The sequence below is a fragment of the Salegentibacter profundi genome (assembly GCF_054121475.1).
This window is the reverse complement of record NZ_JBSYGG010000016.1, coordinates 39,248-57,880: the sequence shown is the minus strand read 5'-3', so window position 1 is coordinate 57,880 and position 18,633 is coordinate 39,248. Positions and strand designations below refer to the sequence as shown.

20 protein-coding genes are annotated in these 18,633 nt (G+C 40.8%); 7 read left to right on the top strand and 13 right to left on the bottom strand.

Features of this window, described 5'->3' with window-relative positions; translation table 11 throughout:
* Positions 1 to 48 precede the first annotated feature (48 nt).
* Complete coding sequence (yaaA, locus tag ACW6NC_RS15265) at positions 49 to 810, bottom strand: peroxide stress protein YaaA (RefSeq protein ID WP_457867333.1); 762 nt, start codon at positions 808 to 810, stop codon at positions 49 to 51.
* Positions 811 to 1,186: 376 nt separating this feature from the next.
* Between yaaA and ACW6NC_RS15260 the strand changes: the two genes are divergently transcribed.
* The 3 genes from ACW6NC_RS15260 (at position 1,187) to ACW6NC_RS15250 (ending at position 5,816) form a co-directional block, all read left to right on the top strand.
* Complete coding sequence (locus ACW6NC_RS15260) at positions 1,187 to 1,393, top strand: hypothetical protein (protein WP_457867332.1); 207 nt, start codon at positions 1,187 to 1,189, stop codon at positions 1,391 to 1,393.
* Positions 1,394 to 1,689: 296 nt separating this feature from the next.
* Entirely contained in the window at positions 1,690 to 5,142 is a 3,453-nt protein-coding gene (locus ACW6NC_RS15255) for a pyruvate carboxylase (RefSeq protein ID WP_457867330.1), read from the top strand.
* A gap of 14 nt (positions 5,143 to 5,156) precedes the next feature.
* Positions 5,157 to 5,816 (top strand): uracil-DNA glycosylase family protein, encoded by a 660-nt coding sequence (locus ACW6NC_RS15250; RefSeq protein WP_457867349.1) that lies wholly within the window; start codon positions 5,157 to 5,159, stop codon positions 5,814 to 5,816.
* Between the two features lie 249 nt (positions 5,817 to 6,065).
* On the opposite strand, the gene ACW6NC_RS15245 is transcribed toward ACW6NC_RS15250, so the two are convergent.
* The 12 genes from ACW6NC_RS15245 to ACW6NC_RS15190 form a co-directional block, all read right to left on the bottom strand.
* Positions 6,066 to 6,200, bottom strand: a complete 135-nt coding sequence (locus tag ACW6NC_RS15245) for a 30S ribosomal protein THX (protein WP_457867328.1) — start codon at positions 6,198 to 6,200, stop codon at positions 6,066 to 6,068.
* Between the two features lie 3 nt (positions 6,201 to 6,203).
* On the bottom strand, positions 6,204 to 6,347 hold the full coding sequence (locus tag ACW6NC_RS15240; protein WP_457867326.1) for a hypothetical protein: 144 nt from the start codon (positions 6,345 to 6,347) through the stop codon (positions 6,204 to 6,206).
* Positions 6,348 to 6,424: 77 nt separating this feature from the next.
* Positions 6,425 to 7,192 (bottom strand): tryptophan synthase subunit alpha, encoded by a 768-nt coding sequence (gene trpA, locus ACW6NC_RS15235; protein ID WP_457867323.1) that lies wholly within the window; start codon positions 7,190 to 7,192, stop codon positions 6,425 to 6,427.
* A gap of 97 nt (positions 7,193 to 7,289) precedes the next feature.
* Entirely contained in the window at positions 7,290 to 8,471 is a 1,182-nt protein-coding gene (gene trpB, locus ACW6NC_RS15230; RefSeq protein ID WP_457867322.1) for a tryptophan synthase subunit beta, read from the bottom strand.
* Positions 8,472 to 8,571: 100 nt separating this feature from the next.
* Complete coding sequence (locus ACW6NC_RS15225; RefSeq protein ID WP_457867320.1) at positions 8,572 to 9,228, bottom strand: phosphoribosylanthranilate isomerase; 657 nt, start codon at positions 9,226 to 9,228, stop codon at positions 8,572 to 8,574.
* 90 nt (positions 9,229 to 9,318) lie between these two features.
* Positions 9,319 to 10,104 carry an indole-3-glycerol phosphate synthase TrpC gene (trpC, locus tag ACW6NC_RS15220; protein ID WP_457867319.1) on the bottom strand — a complete coding sequence of 262 codons (786 nt, stop codon included), beginning with the start codon at positions 10,102 to 10,104 and terminating at the stop codon, positions 9,319 to 9,321.
* Between the two features lie 89 nt (positions 10,105 to 10,193).
* A complete protein-coding gene (gene trpD / locus ACW6NC_RS15215) occupies positions 10,194 to 11,189 on the bottom strand; it encodes an anthranilate phosphoribosyltransferase (RefSeq protein ID WP_457867317.1) in 996 nt (331 codons plus the stop codon).
* 53 nt (positions 11,190 to 11,242) lie between these two features.
* Positions 11,243 to 11,920, bottom strand: coding sequence for an anthranilate synthase component II (locus ACW6NC_RS15210; RefSeq protein WP_457867315.1), 678 nt, complete (start codon positions 11,918 to 11,920; stop codon positions 11,243 to 11,245).
* Positions 11,921 to 11,974: 54 nt separating this feature from the next.
* Positions 11,975 to 13,369, bottom strand: a complete 1,395-nt coding sequence (locus tag ACW6NC_RS15205) for an anthranilate synthase component I family protein (protein ID WP_457867313.1) — start codon at positions 13,367 to 13,369, stop codon at positions 11,975 to 11,977.
* Positions 13,370 to 13,686: 317 nt separating this feature from the next.
* Positions 13,687 to 14,187, bottom strand: a complete 501-nt coding sequence (locus ACW6NC_RS15200) for a YceI family protein (protein WP_457867311.1) — start codon at positions 14,185 to 14,187, stop codon at positions 13,687 to 13,689.
* A 47-nt stretch (positions 14,188 to 14,234) separates the two neighbouring features.
* Positions 14,235 to 14,813 (bottom strand): YceI family protein, encoded by a 579-nt coding sequence (locus ACW6NC_RS15195; RefSeq protein WP_457867309.1) that lies wholly within the window; start codon positions 14,811 to 14,813, stop codon positions 14,235 to 14,237.
* Positions 14,814 to 14,894: 81 nt separating this feature from the next.
* Positions 14,895 to 15,347 carry a MarR family winged helix-turn-helix transcriptional regulator gene (locus ACW6NC_RS15190; RefSeq protein WP_457867307.1) on the bottom strand — a complete coding sequence of 151 codons (453 nt, stop codon included), beginning with the start codon at positions 15,345 to 15,347 and terminating at the stop codon, positions 14,895 to 14,897.
* A gap of 200 nt (positions 15,348 to 15,547) precedes the next feature.
* On the opposite strand from ACW6NC_RS15190, the gene ACW6NC_RS15185 reads away from it, so the two are divergent.
* The 4 genes from ACW6NC_RS15185 (at position 15,548) to ACW6NC_RS15170 (ending at position 18,562) form a co-directional block, all read left to right on the top strand.
* Entirely contained in the window at positions 15,548 to 15,862 is a 315-nt protein-coding gene (locus ACW6NC_RS15185) for a rhodanese-like domain-containing protein (RefSeq protein WP_457867306.1), read from the top strand.
* Between the two features lie 4 nt (positions 15,863 to 15,866).
* Positions 15,867 to 16,283, top strand: coding sequence for a rhodanese-like domain-containing protein (locus ACW6NC_RS15180; protein WP_457867304.1), 417 nt, complete (start codon positions 15,867 to 15,869; stop codon positions 16,281 to 16,283).
* Positions 16,284 to 16,469: 186 nt separating this feature from the next.
* Positions 16,470 to 17,711, top strand: coding sequence for a S8 family peptidase (locus ACW6NC_RS15175; RefSeq protein ID WP_457867302.1), 1,242 nt, complete (start codon positions 16,470 to 16,472; stop codon positions 17,709 to 17,711).
* 161 nt (positions 17,712 to 17,872) lie between these two features.
* Entirely contained in the window at positions 17,873 to 18,562 is a 690-nt protein-coding gene (locus tag ACW6NC_RS15170; protein ID WP_457867301.1) for an outer membrane beta-barrel protein, read from the top strand.
* The last annotated feature ends 71 nt before the right edge of the window (positions 18,563 to 18,633 follow it).

Here is an 18,633-nt window from a genome sequence, read left to right as displayed (position 1 = left end):
GGGCTGATGACCTGTCAGATCGTAATTTACTTATTCCTGCCGAAATTCCTATCTAACAAATACCGGTTCGTTATCCTTTCTGGTCTCGTCCTGGCTAAAGTGATATCCCATATAATCAAAACCTTTGATCTCATCCAGAGTTTTTACTTCTTTATCAATGATGTAACGCACCATCGCACCCCTGGCTTGTTTGGCGAAAAAGCTGATGATCTTTAGCTTACCATTCTTGAGATCTTTGAAGATAGGGGAGACCACTTCCGCCTTTAATTCCTTAGTATCAACTGCCTTGAAATATTCTTTGCTGGCCAGGTTAAGGAAAAGCTCATCGCTCTGGATTTCATTATTCAGGTAATCGGTTATTTTATTTCTCCAGACCTCATAGAGGTTCGTTTTGCGTGCTATTCCTATTTCAGTACCCATTTCCAGCCGGTAGGGCTGGATAAGGTCCAGAGGTCTTAAAATCCCGTACATTCCCGATAATATGCGCAGACTATCCTGCAGGCGATCCAGTTTATCCGTAGGGATAGAGTAAGCGTCTATGCCAGTATAAACATCCCCAGCAAAAGCATACACGGCAGGGCGGGAATTTTCTTTGTTGTGTTCCTCTTCAAATTCATGGTAGCGGTTGTAATTGAGATCGGCAAGCTTATCACTGATGTTCATCAGCTCAGAAAGTTCTTTCTTACTCAACCGGGAAAGCTTACGATTTATCTTTACGGCAGTATCCACAAATTTAGGCTGTGTGCCGCGGGTTGTAGGTAATTTGGAGTCGTAATCCAGACTTTTGGCGGGGGAAACAACTATTTTCATTCTTTAGTAATTTTAAGGTCAAATATAGACTTTCCCCATCAAACAGGTAAAACTGTAATATTGATTTAAACTATGAACTAATAAAGAGTTTATGTGAAACAGGGGAAATTCTGACAGGGATAACTGGAACTTCTGACAAGATATAGCCGGTAATTTCATGAGCTATGGTTAATATAGAAAAAACGGGTAGCTTCCGAGAAAGATATTTTTTTTCGCCGTAAATGAATTCTAATTGGAACCCGCACCAGGAGTCTTTAAATGCTTGTAAATACTTGCTGATTTTTATTAACTATCATAGTCGCGTAATTTTTTTTTCGTATATTATACTTCCTATTTTTCTAAAATTATGGAAGGTCCAAAGAAAAAACCCAATTTAGTGAAAGCCTGCACCGCCCGGTTCAGCTTCAGGGAGTCCTGCGATTTTTTGCTGGATTACAATGGATTTATGCTTTCCGATGATGATAAAAGTGGTGAGGGGAAGTTTATCAGAATTAGCTTTAATAGCCGTCCAGGGCGAAAGCGAAAACTGGGATTTAAATGCCGCTACAAGATGATGACTAATTGCGATCGGTCATTGAATTAAACGGGTAAGATTTCAGAAGGGTCATGCAATTGACTTCATACCAAACTTTAATTATTTCATCTCATATTTAAGAAGACATTGACAAGGACAACCGGTTTGATCACTGATATCTACTTCGGCCGAGGTTGGGATAACCACATTTTAAATTACGAGCAGCGTTCATTCTCTTTGGCTGCTTAAAGACATCCTACTAACAAGGAAATTTATAGAAATTTTAGCACTCCAAAAACGGTATAGGTCTGCATCTTTAATTAGTTTTCGGTAATAACGGAATTAGGCATTTTTAAAAACTTCAGATGAAAATTCAAAAAGTATTGGTAGCCAACAGGGGAGAGATCGCGATCAGGATTTTTCGTGCCTGTACAGAAATAGGATTAAGAACCGTAGGGATCTATACTTTTGAAGATCGCTATTCCCTGCATCGTTATAAGGCGGATGAGTCTTACCAAATCGGTAGTGATAAGGAACCGCTTAAACCTTACCTGGATATCGAAGCCATCATTAAGTTGGCCAAGGAGATTGGTGCTGATGCCATTCATCCCGGTTATGGTTTTCTTTCTGAAAACGCACAGTTTGCCCAGCGATGTATTGACGAGGAAATTATTTTTGTAGGTCCCGATGTCTCTGTGCTTAAGAGTCTGGGGGATAAGGTCACAGCCAAAAAGGTTGCCATAGATAACAAGGTGCCGGTTATTCAGAGCAATACCAAAGAGCTTGTCGATGAGCAGGCAGCACTGGAGCAAGCCGATCGAATAGGATATCCTGTGATGCTGAAAGCTGCAAGTGGAGGTGGTGGTCGCGGAATGCGTGTATTGCGAAATGAGGATGAGCTAAAAAGGGCTTTTACTGAATCTAAGCGGGAGGCCCTCAATGCCTTTGGCGACGATACGGTTTTCATTGAGAAGTTTATCGAAAATCCCAAGCATATAGAAATTCAGATCGTAGCAGATAACCACGGTAATATGGTGCATCTTTTTGAACGTGATTGCTCGGTGCAACGTCGTTACCAAAAGGTGATCGAATTTGCTCCTTCCTATAATTTACAAAAGCAAACTCGTGAGAAACTTTATCAATATGCCCTGGATATATGTCGTGCTGTGGATTACAACAACATCGGGACTGTAGAATTTCTGGTAGATGAGGATGGGAGTATCTATTTTATAGAAGTCAATCCCCGCATACAGGTGGAGCACACAGTAACCGAGGTAGTGACCAATATCGATCTTGTAAAAGCTCAGTTGTTTATCGCCGGGGGTTACCACCTAAGTGATAAACAGATCAAGATCAAGGATCAGGAATCACTTAAAATCAACGGTTTTGCCCTGCAATGCCGTATTACCACTGAAGACCCTTCAAATGATTTTCAACCCGATTATGGCACTATTACAACCTATCGCAGTGCTTCCGGGTTTGGAATCAGACTGGATGCGGGAAGCCTTTACCAAGGAGTTACCATCTCTCCCTTTTTTGATTCTATGCTGGTGAAGGTCTCAGCCAGTGGGCGTACCCTGGACGGTGCCTGCAGGAAGATGCGCCGGGCTCTTGCTGAATTCAGGATAAGAGGGGTGAAAACCAATATATCTTTTCTGGATAATATCCTGAACCACCATGGTTTTAGGGATGGCAGTGCTACGGTAAATTTCATCGCCAACCATCCCGAACTCTTTAAGCTTAGAGAAACCCGGAATCGCGCCACCCGATTAGTAGAATTCCTTGGTAATGTGGTTGTAAATGGCAATCCGGATGTTAAGGGAATAGCCAATAAACCTGATTTTATTAAACCTGCCATTCCTGAATTTGATGCAAATTCGGAGTACCCCCAAGGTACCAAAGATCTGCTGACCGAAATGGGACCTGAAAAGTTTGCTCAATGGTTGAAGCAGGAGAAAAAGATACATTTTACCGATACCACCATGCGGGATGCTCATCAGAGTCTTTTAGCTACTAGGATGCGTAGCATTGATATGTTGAAAGTTGCTGAAGGCTTTGCTAAGAATCATCCTGAAACCTTTAGTATGGAGGTATGGGGTGGAGCTACTTTTGATGTGTGTCTGAGATTTTTAAAAGAAAATCCATGGGAGCGTTTACAGTTGCTTCGTAAGGCAATGCCTAATATCTTGCTTCAGATGTTGATCAGGGGTTCCAACGGGGTAGGTTATGCGGCTTATCCTGATAATCTTATCGAAAAATTCGTAGCTGAGTCCTGGGAGAATGGGGTGGATGTTTTCCGTATTTTCGACTCCCTTAATTGGATGGAATCTATTGCACCCTGTATAGATTATGTACGGAAGAATACCTCCGGTCTGGCCGAAGCTTCTATTTGTTATACTGGTGATATCCTTGATTCCAATAACACCAAATACAATCTTGATTATTATCTTCAATTAGCTAAAGATATTGAGAATGCCGGGGCACATATCCTTGCGATCAAGGATATGGCTGGACTACTGAAACCATATGCTGCCGGGGAACTCATTTCAGCATTAAAATCGGAGATCGATATACCGATCCATTTACACACCCATGACACCTCCTCAATTCAGGCAGCCACTTACCTCCAGGCCATTGAAGCAGGAGTGGATGTTGTAGATGTAGCCCTTGGTGGGCTTTCGGGACTAACCTCTCAACCAAACTTTAATTCTCTGGTTGAAATGACGGCATCAAGTGAACGGCAGGCGAAGTTCAATATGGAAAAACTCAATGATTATTCCCATTACTGGGAAGCTGTCCGGAAATATTATTTTCCATTTGAGAGTGATCTGAAGGCAGGCACAGCAGATGTGTATAAACATGAGATCCCTGGTGGACAGTATTCGAATCTTAAACCCCAGGCAGAATCCTTAGGACTTGGTCACCGCTTTCACGAGATCACTGCAATGTACTCCAAGGTAAATAAGCTCTTTGGCAATATCATCAAGGTAACTCCTAGTAGTAAAGTGGTGGGGGATATGGCACAATATCTGGTGAGTAATAACCTAAGTATTGAAGACGTGATTGAAAAAGGAGAAAAGCTTTCTTTTCCCCAATCGGTAGTCAATTTCTTTAAGGGAGACCTGGGACAGCCGGTGGGAGGTTTTCCGAGGGACTTGCAGAAGGTCATTCTGAAAGGAGAGAAGCCCTACACTGACAGACCGAATGCACACTTGAAGCCCATTGATTTTGACAAGGAATTTAAGGAATTTGAAAATACCTTCAAGGAAGGGATGGGCCGTAAACTGGAAATGACGGACTTCCTTTCGTATAAACTTTACCCGAAGGTGTTTACCGATTTCTTTAACCATTACAAACAATACGGGGAGGTGATGAATATTCCAACCCCCGATTTTTTCTTTGGTATGACCCCCGGCGAGGAGATCACAGTTGAAATGGACAAAGGAAAAACCCTTCTCATCGAATTTCTCTCAGTGGGAACCGCCGATGAGGATGGTCTGGTTGACGCTTTTTTTAAAGTTAACGGACAAACCCGGACGGTAAAAGTTCCGGATAAATCGGTAAAAGTGGAAAAGGTGATGCATACCAAAGTAGATAAAAAGGATAACAAGCAAGTAGGTGCACCGCTGCAAGGATCTTTATCTTCCATCCTGGTAAAGGAAGGAGAAAAGGTTAGAAAGAACCAGCCTTTGTTCGTAATAGAGGCGATGAAAATGGAATCAACCATTACCGCCAACACAGAAGGAGAAATAACGGAGATCATTCATAAAGAAGGTACTATGCTCTTCGCCGATGACCTGGTAATAAGGCTCAAATAAAAAATTTAGAGTTTATTTTTCATCATACGCACCCATATCGACCTTTTATCCCCGAAAATGCCACAAAACTCATCGTAGGAACCCTGCCTCCTCCCAGGTTTACAAGTGGGGCTCTAAGGGAGGGGGATGTCGATTTCTGCTACGGCAGTAGGGATGGCTTGTTGTGGAAGGTTCTTGATAGGATCTTCGAGCTTGATCTAAAATTCGAGACCACCAAGGAAGCCATTGAGCAACGAATAAATTTTTTAAAGGAACGTAGAATCGGGATTTGCGATATGGTGGAGAGTAGCCATCGTGAAAAGATAGATGCAAGTGATCTGGGGATGCAAAAAGTGGAACTTCGTAATATGATCGGTATACTGCGAGAACATCCCCGGATTGAACGTTTGCTGTTCACTGGTGGTAATTCCAAAAACGGTCCGGAATATTTTTTTCGCAGGCATCTTCGGGAAATAGAAGAGGATATAAGATTAAAGGTGATTTCCAATGATATACCCAGGGTGCATCAGTTCATCCTCGATGGGCGTTTGATAAATACCGTATCCCTCACCGCACCTTCCGGTTCGGCTAATCGTGCGATTGGAAGTATGGAGCTTTATAAGTATCTCAAAGGGAAAGATCCTGATTTCAGTACCATCGATTTCAGGGTGATGCAATACAGAGAATGGTTGTAGGAGTTTTTTAGTAAGTTGAACTTAATTAAACTAACATCTAGTCATATCGGTTAATGCCATAATATCTTTTTAATTACTCTAGCGTTTTGCCTGTTTGAGGACTACCGAATAAAAAAACCCCAGATTCAAAGTAAACCTCTGAAGCTGGGGTCAACTGTAAAGTAGTTTTTTATGACTACTCCAGTTTTACGATTTATCTCGTTTTTCACTGCCAGAAAACTGGCAAATAACCATTCGCGGCTAGTGTGTTTACTGAAGTTCTTTTTTACTCTGATCGGCTACCGTTGTGGGCTTGACTTTAAATTTTTTACGTTTAGGTCGTAATCGCCCATAAGTGCCGATTGCAATTTTACCGCGTTTGGTTTTTTTATCTCCTCTTCCCATAAATTACTTTTTGTTTTGTTGGTCTTTTATGGTTTTTTCGTCAATATCAACCTTGTTGGTTTCCTGGTTGGTATTTCCGGTAGGATTGGTAGGATTTTTTTGTTTTTCCTTCCTTTTCTTTTTATTATCTTCAATTGGACCTGGCATAGTTTTCTGTTTTTAAGTTCATTACTAATTTACAAAATCGGAGTCTTAAAACCTGCCAAGGGGATGTTAGAGTTAGGTTAAACCGGGCGAACATTTTTAACAAAACCGGCAATATCCTTCTTTCCACTACCACTGAGGTGTTTTATAAAAGCTGAACCGATGATAGCACCTTTGGAAAATTCGGTAGCTTCCTTGAAGGTTTGCTCATCGCTAATTCCAAATCCAACAATCTGCGGATTCCTGAGCTTCATTGATGAAATTCTTTGGAAATAATCCCTGGTTTCCTGGGTGAAACCTTTGGTCCCCCCTGTGACACTGGCAGTACTGACCATGTATATGAAAGCGTCGGAAACAGAATCTATAAAACGAATGCGATTTTCAGAAGTTTGTGGAGTGATTAAAAAGATATTACTCAAGTTATATTTCTCAAATATTTTCCTGTATTTATCATTGTATTCTTCCACCGGAAGATCGGGGATTATAAGACCATCAATACCAATGGCAGCACATCTTTTACAGAACTCCTCAACTCCAAACTGTAGAATTGGATTGAAATAACCCATAATAATAAGAGGAATTTCTACCTTTTCTCTTATGCCTTCCAATTGTTGAAATAATTTTTTGGTGGTCATTCCGTTTTTCAAAGCAATTGTCGAGCTTTTCTGAATGGTAGGACCATCTGCTAATGGATCGCTAAAGGGAAGTCCTATTTCAATAAAATCTACCCCGCTTTTTTCCAAATCATGGATAATCGAAACTGTGTCATTGAGTTTGGGATATCCGGCTGTAAAATATATGGAAAGCAGTTTTTTGTTCTGTCCTAGTGTTGTGTTTATTCTATTCATTTGGTTTTAATTGAGCTTACCCTCAGAAACTTTAGCTGAAGGCAGGGTGATTATTTTCATTGTGCGGTTCTTTTGAACCGCCTGGGAATTACCGAACTCACAATTGAAAGTAGTCAATATATGTATTCAAATCTTTGTCGCCGCGACCGGAAAGATTAACCACTACTAGGTCATCCTCTTTAAACTTACGGTCTTCGAAGATTGCAAGAGCATGAGAGCTTTCTATGGCCGGAATGATTCCTTCGAGTTTTGCCAGCTCAAGTCCGGCTATCATTGCGGCCTTGTCAGAAATGGATATAAATTCTCCGCGACCACTTTTGAATAGGTTTGCGTGCATTGGACCTACGCCTGGATAATCGAGACCAGCAGAGATGGAATAGGGTTCAGTTATCTGTCCGTCCTCACTTTGCATCAACAGGGTTTTGCTGCCATGAATAATACCTTCTTTACCTAGGATGGAAGTCGCTGCGCTTTCCCCACTGTGTATTCCTTTTCCGGCGGCCTCCACCGCAATGATACCTACTTCGGGTATATCCAGATAATGAAAATAGGCACCGGAAGCATTGCTTCCACCTCCTACGCAGGCTACTATATAATCGGGATTTTCTCGGTCTTCCTTTTCTTTTAATTGGGTTTTGATCTCCTCGGAGATCACGGATTGAAACCTGGCTACCATATCCGGATAGGGATGAGGTCCAACTACCGATCCGATAATGTAATGCGTATCAACCGGATTGTTAATCCAGTCCCTTATCGCCTCGTTGGTTGCATCCTTGAGGGTTCGGCTACCCGATTTGGCAGGAATGACCCTTGCACCCAACATCTTCATCCGGGCAACGTTAGGTGATTGTCTTTCGATATCTATTTCTCCCATATAGACAATACACTCAATACCCATAAGGGCACAAACCGTGGCTGTGGCAACGCCATGTTGACCCGCACCTGTCTCTGCTATGATTCGGTTCTTGCCTAAACGTTTTGCCATAAGAATTTGACCGATAGTATTATTGATCTTGTGCGCCCCGGTATGGCAGAGATCTTCGCGTTTGAGGTAGACCTTGGTACCGTATTTCTTACTGAATCGCTCTGCATAATACAGTGGCGTGGGTCGTCCTACATAATCATGTAAAAGATCCTTAAACTCTTTCTGAAAAGATTCCTCTTTCATAATCTCCAGATACTGCCGGCGCAGCTCTTCAATATTGGGGTATAGCATCTCGGGAATATAAGCCCCTCCAAAATCACCATAATACCCTTTTTCATCAACTTGATAACTCATAATATTTATTTTTTACAAGGCGACTTTTAGTCACGATTGTACCAATGTTTTAAATCCTGAACCCTGAAACGGAAAAATTCGTTACTGAGAACGCTACTTTTTATTTCGATAACTTTTCAATAAATTCATTCAATTGTTCTGGGTCTTTAAGTCCAGGTTTTAATTCAAAACGGGAATTGACATCCACTGCATAAAAGACTTCAGGTTTTTCCTGTTGTATGAAATGTTCCTGGAGCATTTTGATCTCATTGATCTCCTCTAGGCCAATTCCTCCGCTAAGGAAAAAAGGAGTAGAGGAGGGGTAGCCTTTTAGAAGTTCCCAGTTAAAGGTTTTTCCTGTCCCGCCTTTGGTCTTTCCTTTGGTATCGAAGAGGAAATAATCAACAACTCTTTCATACTCTTCCAATATTGAAAAATCGAATTCTTCTTTTACCGAAAATACCTTTATGATTTCCATGTTGTCCATTCCAGAGAATATAATTTGTAATTCCTGGCAAAATTCAGCAGATTCCTCACCATGAAGCTGTACCGCCTGAAGCTTATGTTTTTTGACCGCTTCCAGGATCTCATCGACATTAGCTTTTACAAAAACACCCGTTTTTTTGATGGCAGGATTTAACTGTGGAATCTCAGAATCAAAGTAACGCGGGGTTTTTTCATAGAAAATAAAGCCCATATAATCGGGTGGAAGTCTGGCTATTTCCCTGATGTTATCAGGATGTTTCATCCCACAGATTTTAATTTTTAGTCTTTTCATTACTTTAAAATTATTCTCAGGCTTAACCTATAAACCAAAAGGACACTAATTGATCTTTATTCTTCTTTTCTGGATTATCTATTATAAACTCTAGCGCGCCAAATCATTTATAAAATTTCTGGCTGCCACTCCTGGATCATCGGTTTTCATAAAATTCTCTCCGATCAAAAAGCCTTTATAGCCGTAGTTTTTGAGATCTTTTATTGCTGCTACATCACTGATCCCGCTTTCTGAAACTTTTACAAATTCAGAAGGAATTTTTTCTGAAAGTTCCTTACTAATGCTCGTGCTTACCTGAAATGTTTTTAGATTTCGGTTGTTGACGCCCAGTAAATCCAGGCTGGGCATAATGGATTTCTCAAGTTCTTCTTCGTTATGCACTTCCAGAAGCACCTCCAAATCGAGACTTTTGGAAAATTCCGAAAGCTGTTTTATCTGTTCCCGTTTTAAAACCGCTGCAATTAACAGAATGACATCGGCTCCGTGGGCTTTGGCTTCCAATACCTGATATGGATCGATAATAAATTCTTTACGTAAGAGTGGTAAATCGGTTGAGGCCCTGGCATAGATCAGATCCTCCAGGGAACCTCCAAAATATTTGCCATCGGTTAAAACTGACATCCCGCAAACCCCGGCTTCCTGGTATCCAAGGGCCACATCTGTAACATTCAGATTTTGATTGATCACCGATTTGGAGGGAGATCTTCGTTTATGCTCTGCGATGATTCCGCTTTCTGATTTTTTTAACCGCTGCGACAAGGAAAACGTCTGCCGAAGAAAAAGTGCAGAATTCTCCAGTTCTGAAACTGATATTAACTGCTTTTTTAAAGCTACTTCCTTGCGCTTGTCCGCTATTATTTTATCAAGTATATTCATTGGTCTGTTATGCGTTGATTTTCCTGTCCTCCATAGGCTTTGCTGGTAGGATTTACATTTGCTTGGTTGTTTATTATTTGAGTTTATCCTTACAGTCTACTTAATTCTTGTAATTTTTTCAAAACATCTAAAGCCTTGCCAGAATCCAGCGATTCTCTGGCTTGAGCGAAACCTTCCTGTGGGCTCAAGCCTTTTGCTGTGGCAATGGCCATCCCGGCGTTTGCACAAACCACGTTCTTTTGAGCTTCCGTCCCATTTCCGCTTAAGATATCGGTGAAGACCTTTGCTGCACTCTCAATACTGCCTCCACCAGCGATCTGTTGCGCCTTTAAAGGTTCCAGTCCAAGGTCTTCGGGGTTCAACATCATTTCTGAATTATTTGAAATGATCTTGGTACTACCCGTTAATGAGATTTCGTCATAACCGTCCAGGGCGTGTAAAATGCTGAAATTCTTATCGGTGTTTTGATATAAATAGGCATACATTCTTGCCAACTCCAGATTGAAGACCCCTACGAGCTGGTGTTTAGGAAAAGCCGGATTTACCATCGGTCCCAACATATTGAAAAATGTCTTCACGGCAAGGGATTTACGGATTGGAGCGACATTCTTCATCGCTGGATGGAACAGGGGGGCATGTAAGATACATATCCCGGTCTGTTCCAGCGCTTTTTCCAAAAAACCGGCATCGTTAGTGAATTTAATGCCAAGCTGTTCCATCACATTCGAACTTCCGCTTACAGAGGAAACTCCGTAATTACCATGTTTGGTGACTTTAATGCCCGCTCCCGCAGTTACAAAGGATGCCGTAGTCGAGATATTGAACGTATCCTTCCCATCTCCACCTGTTCCGCAGAGGTCTATTGGATTATAAGCGCTGAGGTCTACAGCCAAACATAGCTCTAGCAGACCATCTCGGAATCCCTCCAGTTCTTCGATGGTAATGCTACGCATCATATATACTGTGAGAAATGCGGCGATTTGACTCTCATTATACGCTCCTTTTGAAATACTGAAAAGCACTTGTTTGGCCTCCTCCTTGGAGATGGTTTCGTGGTTAATAAGTCGATTTAATAATTCTTTCATACTAAAGCTAATACCCTCTGGCTCCAATAAAGGAGCATCTAGATGGGATTTTGTTAATTAATATTTTGATTCAGATTTTTTAATTCTCTCTCTTTCTGGAAAGGAATATTAATCCAGTTTTCAATCATTTTTTTTCCATCTGGTGTCAATACCGATTCTGGGTGAAACTGCACCCCACGTACATCATAATCCCGATGACGAAGCGACATGACCTGTCCATGCTGGTCAAAGGAAGTGGCTATAAGGGAATCTGGTAATTCCTTTAAAACCACCCAGGAATGGTAGCGTCCGACCTTTAATTTCTTTGGTAAGTCTTTAAAGAGTGGTTCATCGTCTACGCAAATTTCAATATCAGTGGCCACGCCGTGGTATACACTTTCCAGGTTGCCAAGTCTTCCGCCGAAAACCTCGCCTATAGCCTGCTGTCCAAGACACACACCCAGAATACTTTTGGTAGCTGCATATTTCTCTATAATTTGTTTTAAGAGCCCGGCTTCATCTGGAATTCCAGGACCAGGAGAAAGCAGGATTTTATCGAATTCCTCTACATCTACTAATTCGAGTTGGTCATTTCTTCTAACCACTACCTGACACCCCAAATCTTCCAGATAATGTACCAGGTTATAGACGAAGGAGTCATAATTGTCTATTACCAAAACAGAAAGCCTGGCCTTAATATTTTCATCGGGACCGCTGTTTTGAGTCTTATTACTTAAATTATCATTTTTCATAATTCTAATCGTAAATTTTAAGTTTTCCTCCACCGGAGGTACAGTTGAGATTCCTTAGATCTCCTCGGCGATTTCCAATGCTTTGGTTAAAGCCCCGAGTTTATTATACACTTCCTGTAATTCATTTTCTTCCACCGACTCTGAAACAATGCCTGCCCCAGCCTGGTAGTGCAGTTGGTGGTTTTTGCTCACAAAGGAGCGAATGATAATGGCATGGTTGAAGTTTCCATCAAAATCCATAAACCCGATTGCGCCCCCATAAGCATCACGGTTGACATTTTCATATTTTTCGATAAGTTTCATCGCACTGTGCTTGGGGGCTCCGCTCAGGGTCCCGGCGGGGAATGTATCGGCTACTACCTGCATGGTATTGGTATTAGGGTCTTTCTGTCCGGTCACTTTGCTTACCAGGTGGATCACGTGAGAGAAAAACTGTATCTCCCGGTATTTTTCTACTTTGACATCTTTGCCGTGGCGGCTAAGGTCGTTTCTGGCCAGGTCTACCAGCATTACATGTTCTGCGTTTTCCTTTTCGTCGGCAGCTAGTCTCTTAGCCAGTTCAGCATCCTGCTCGTCATTTCCGGTTCTTTTAAATGTTCCGGCAATAGGGTGTATTTCCGCCCGTTCATCTTTTACCACTAATTGAGCCTCCGGAGAACTGCCGAAGATCTTGAAACTACCATAGTCAAAAAAGAAAAGATAGGGAGAGGGATTTACACTGCGCAGGGCTCGGTATACGTTGAATTCATCTCCTTTAAATTTCTGAGAAAATCGACGGGAAAGGACCATTTGGAATACGTCTCCCCGAAAGCAATGTTTTTTTCCCCTTTGGACGTTCTCTTTAAATTCTTCATCGGTAAGATTGGATACTGATGCTTCCTGACGTTCAAAATTATAGGTAGCAAAATTACGGACCTTGATTTGTTGTTCAATTTCAGCGATTCTACTTTCTGTATCGTAACTGTGATCGAAGATATAAGCCTCGTTATTAAAGTGGTTTATAGCAATGATATTCTGATAAACTGCGTAATAGATATCTGGAATGGCCAGATCACCTTCCTTTTTGGTAATATCAATATCCTCAAAATAGCGCACCCCGTCATAGGCGATATAACCGAAAAGCCCGTTATTGATGAACTTAAAATTGCCATTTTTTACCTTAAATCTTTGAGAAAATTCCTGAATTTTATCAGGAATATTTCCTGCTGAAGAAATAGGGGTAGTTTTTTTGCTGCCATTGGGGAAAATCTCCGTGATCACCTCATTCTGTAGTTTGATACTGGCTATCGGGTTACAGCATATATAAGAAAAAGAGTTGTCGCTTGCGTGATAATCGCTGCTTTCAAGGAGTAATGAATTGGGATATTTGTCCCGCAATTTAAGGTAAACGCTTACCGGGGTAATCGTATCGGCTAATAGTTTTTTATGGGTGGTTTTTAGTTCGAACATATCGATTTTTCTTGCAGTCCCGTCGCAACTGGGTCTATTTAATTGGGTTTATTCTACTTTATTTATTTCCATCCTTTGTGGAAATGATCAAAGATCATCTTAACAAAAAAAAGGCTTGTCGTGAGACAAGCCTTTGTATGATTTTATACTATAGCAGTGTTACTTCACGACCTTCGACGTAAATTATTCCACCACCAGATATTTGCCATTTGATCTTTCATTGAGTGCCAAATATAGAACGCAATTTTTAACGCACAAAATATTTTATAAAAAAAAAGCCATCCCTGGATGGCTTTTAGGTTTTGGTGAGGCAAAAATTAAAATTTCAATTCAATATTTAAATCGAAATTATCATAAATTGTCTGATCTCCGAGTCCGCTAAAGAAGCTACCTGAATTATAGCGTACATTGTATTTTGAACGGTCTATACTTAATTTGGTAGTTGCGGTATTATTATTCCAATCCAGATCGAAAGTCACGGGGTGAGTTTGATCCTTAATGGTTAGGTCACCAACCACTCCATAGGACCCATCCTCTTTTTCAGCAATACTGGTAATGACCAGTTTGGAGGTTGGATATTGTGCTACTCCAAAGAAGTCCTCTGAGTTCAAATGGCCTTCCAGGCCCTCCTTATCCTCTCCTTTGAGGTCAGTAACAGTAATACTGGTCATATCCATTACAAATTCCCCGCCTTTGATCTGATCATCCTCTATTTGGAACTTCCCGTCCTTGAGATCAATAGTTCCGGAGTGAGAACCTAATACTTTTTTACCTTTCCAGGCAATATTACTTTCCTGAGTATTTACGTGCTTTTCCATAGTTTGTGCATTTTTTCAATTTCAGTTGCAATTTATTTCCCTTATCTCTAAAATTTTAAATCAACTTTCATCTCAAAGTTGTCGTAAATCGTTTTGTCTCCTAAATCATCAAAGAAACTTCCTGAACCGTAACGTACATTATATTTTGAACGGTCTATGCTTAGTTCGGTGCTAGCTGAATTTTCATTCCATTCAAGATCAAAAGTCACCGGGTGGGTATCTTCCTTAATAGTTAAGTCCGCTACCACCCCGTAGGTGCCGTCGTTTTTCTTTGCGGCACTTGTGATCACTAATTTTGCCTGTGGATAGGTCTTGATCCCGAAGAAATCATCAGATTTCAGGTGTCCCTCCAATTTATCCTTATTCTCCCCTTTTAGGTCGGTAACCTTTATCGAACTCATGTCTATGATGAATTCACCGCCTTTAAGTTCGTTATCTTCCATGATAAAATGACCTTCTTTGAGCGCTACTGTTCCGGTGTGAAAGCCGGTAACCTTTTCACCTCTCCAGGTTATTTCACTGGATTCTATATCAATTTTTTTCTCTTCTAATCGATTTGAGGTAAAGGCAACGGTAGTTAAAACAATTACAGATGCCAGGGCGAATTTTAAAACATTCTTTTTCATACTTCTAGTTATTTGATTTTGATTTATATTTAGTTTATTAATTAAGAAGAACCAAGAGCACTTTTCCGGTCATAACCGAAATCAACCTCTCAACTCATTTAGCTTCTCGTTCATTATTTCATTTTCTTGGGAAGTCAGCCGGGAAGTGATTTCAAACTCGATATGATCTATCACCGGGTCAACTTCCTGTAAAAAATCAAGGCCTTTCTTGGTGATACTAATTTCAACCTTTCGCCTATTAGCTTCACAGGTAACACGTTCTACCAGTTCCTTGGCAATTAATTTATCAACCAGCCGGGTAGTATTGCTCATTCTGCTTACCATTCGTTCTTGTATAGTGCTTAGGTTCGCGGGTTTTCCCTTTTGTCCCCTTAAAATGCGCAATACGTTAAATTGAGGAATAGAAATATCGAAATCTTTTAAGGCCTCACCTATCCTGTCATTAATATGGTTTGCTGTTATGAGGATATTGAGAATAAGCCGGCGTGATTCCGGTAGTTTATTAGTGGCTTTAATAATTTCTTCTATATTCATTTGTCGTTACAACATTTGTATGTACAAATATATAGTCGTATAAAAGATTTCAGGCAAAAAATAATGTTAAATATTTTACAAAATTGATATAGGCGAAGCAGATTAGGTTTTATAAGGAGGAAATCTTTTTACCTTTCGACCAAATTTGATAAACTGGAAGTTCCTTTGTTAAGAGGAATAAAAATTAAGTAAAAGTCATTATGAAAGAACTAACTCAGGAAGAATGGAGGGAGAAACTCGAGCAGGACGAGAATGCTGTAATTTTAGACGTGCGCACAGAAGAAGAGATGGAAGAAGGTTATCTTCCCGATGCAAAGCTTATTGATATATATAAGGGACAAGAGTTTGTTGACGAAATTGAAAAACTGGACAAGACTAAGAATTATTATATCTATTGTCGTTCAGGTCAACGCAGTGAGCAGGCTTGCCAGCTTATGGATCAGATGGGCTTTGCCAACACCTATAATCTTCTTGGAGGTATTATTGAATGGGAAGGTGAAATTAAGGAAGATTAATTTTATGACACCTATATTTCGATTGTTTACCGGATTCCTAGTGGTGATTAGTTTTTATTCCTGCAAGGAAGTACAGGCCGAATCCCCCGGGTCTCCGAACTCCGTAGAACATATTAGCGTAGAAGAGATGAAGTTGCATCTTCAGATGGAGGAGGTCCAGCTTATTGATATTCGTTCTCGGGCTGATTATACCGATGCCCATATTGTGAATGCTAAAAACATTGTATTCAACGAGGAGTTTAGAAAAAATCTGAAAAGTCTTGATAAACTTCGTCCGGTTTTGATTTATTGCACCGATGGATCAAAAAGTAAAAAGGCCTTGAGAATTCTAAAACGAATGGGATTCCAAAATGTCCAGGAACTTGATCAGGGTTTTGAGGAATGGGTCTCTAAGGAGGGGGCGGTCAAAACTCCTGAATAATACCTTATAAAATTTTCAAATCTTATCAAGTCCCATTTTTAGGGGCTTTTTTTATAGTGAATTTTACATTTATTCTGTCATATCTTTGATTTTTCTCTAATAAAAAATAAAATTCTTTGTTTTTTATCTATAAAACCATAGCTTTGATCGATCTATTAACCTTTTTTTAACCAAACAATTAATCTTATGATTTTACAAAAACTCAAGCCAATTGCAGCTACTGTGATGGCTGCAGCATTTATGTTATCCTGTTCTCAGGATAAGGAAGAGAGTCAAAGCCTGGAGGAGCAGCAGGTAGCCCCTTCCAGTTCAGAAATTATCCAGGGGCAGTACATCGTGGTTTTTAATACTGATATAACGGGCGATGCAGGTGCCAAGTTTCCTCAAAGTTACTTAAAAGCCCAGGAATCGGTAAAAGCTAAAACTGAACAAATATTAGAGGAGACTGCCATTGAGGATGCCGACATATTTGCGGTATACAGTAAGGTACTTAATGGTGCTGCAATGAAATTAACCGCAGCACAAGTTGAACGCCTACGAGGTAAAAAAGAAGTGTCCTATATTGAAGAGGATAGGATTGTGACTTTCGCTCCTCCTTGTGGAACACCCAATGGTGGCCCTTGTGATGGCGACGGGGGAGATGGCGGAGGAACTTCAAGCCAAGAAACCCCATATGGAATCTCCCGGGTAAATGGGGTGACTAATTACACGGGATCTGCAGTTGCCTGGATAATCGATTCAGGGATAGATTTGGATCATCAGGACCTTAATGTTGATGCTTCCAGAGGTTTTAATGCGTTTACATCCGGAAGGGATGGCAAATCCACCGATGATGGTAACGGGCATGGAACTCATGTGGCAGGTACTATCGCAGCAGTGAATAATGAGATAGGCGTCATCGGGGTAGCGCCAGGTGCAACAGTAATCCCTGTCAAAGTGCTCGACAGTCGTGGAAGCGGATCCTATTCCGGGGTTATAGCCGGGGTTGATCATGTTGCTGCTTACGGGAACAGTGGTGATGTAGCCAATATGAGTCTTGGAGGACCAACTTCAGATGCTTTGGATCAAGCGGTACTTTCAGCTTCCCAGCAAGGAATTAAATTTGCATTGGCTGCCGGCAACGACGGTGCAGATGCTAACAACTCTTCTCCTGCAAGGGTAAATGGTGCTAATATCGTTACTATTTCTGCAATGGATTCCAGTGATAACTGGGCCTCTTTCTCCAATTATGGAAATCCTCCGGTAGATTATGCAGCTCCAGGAGTTGCAGTTAAGTCTACCTGGAAAGGTGGTGGTTATAATACCATTAGTGGTACTTCCATGGCTTCTCCACATGCAGCCGGTGTCCTTTTGCTTGGTAATGCTAGCACAGATGGTACTGTAAATGGAGATCCTGATGGTAATCCTGACGCTATTATTGTGCACTAAATTTTTTAAAAGGATGAATAAGAGCATCGGTTATGCCGATGCTTTTTTTATTGATATACGTTTAGGCGATTTTTTGCGTTAAAAAGATATAGAGTATTATTCTATTATTTTATTAAATTGATATATTTACCCGGGAAGATAAGACCGATAAATCTACATTTATGAACAAAAGTTTTTTACCGATTTTAATTGGACTAATGATTTTTAGCCTTTCTTCAAATGCTCAGGAATACAGCTTTGGAGTCAAAGGTGGAGGTAATTACGTGATGGGTGGAACAATTACCGGAGAGAATTCAAGTGCTGGTTATTTTGATGGCACAGTAGAGGCTGATCCCGAATTCGGGTTTCACGCGGGAGTTTTCTTTCAGTTGAAATTCGGTAAATTTTTCATCAGACCGGAGGTTATGTATCATACCATGGAAACTACTTTTGAATTTCCTACGCAGCCTTCTGCTTATGAGGTGGAGAAGTTAAGTATCCCGTTACTTTTTGGTTATAACATCTGGGGTCCAATTGATATTTATGCCGGACCTGCATACCAGAATGTTATGAGCTCTTCCCTGGAAGGAACCGAGCCGCCGGATCAGATCATCGTGGCACAGAATACGCCCCTGGCTGCCCAGGCAGGAGTAAAAGTCAATTTCGGCAGGTTTGAACTGGATTTAAGATATGACCGTACCTTGGCTTCTAAAGAAACTCAGAATATAGATATCGTAAATGGGGATTATGGGATTAATAAGGGCTATTTCACTGACACCCGACTAAATCAGGTCCTTTTGAGTATAGGTTTTAAAATTGGAGATAGCGAATCCAACCCCGGCAGACGCCGTGGTAGAGGTTGCTATTTTTAAAAACCAAAAAATAAGCTTAAAAGAAGCCTCCATTCCGACATTCGGAATAGAGGCTTCTTTTATTAATTAAA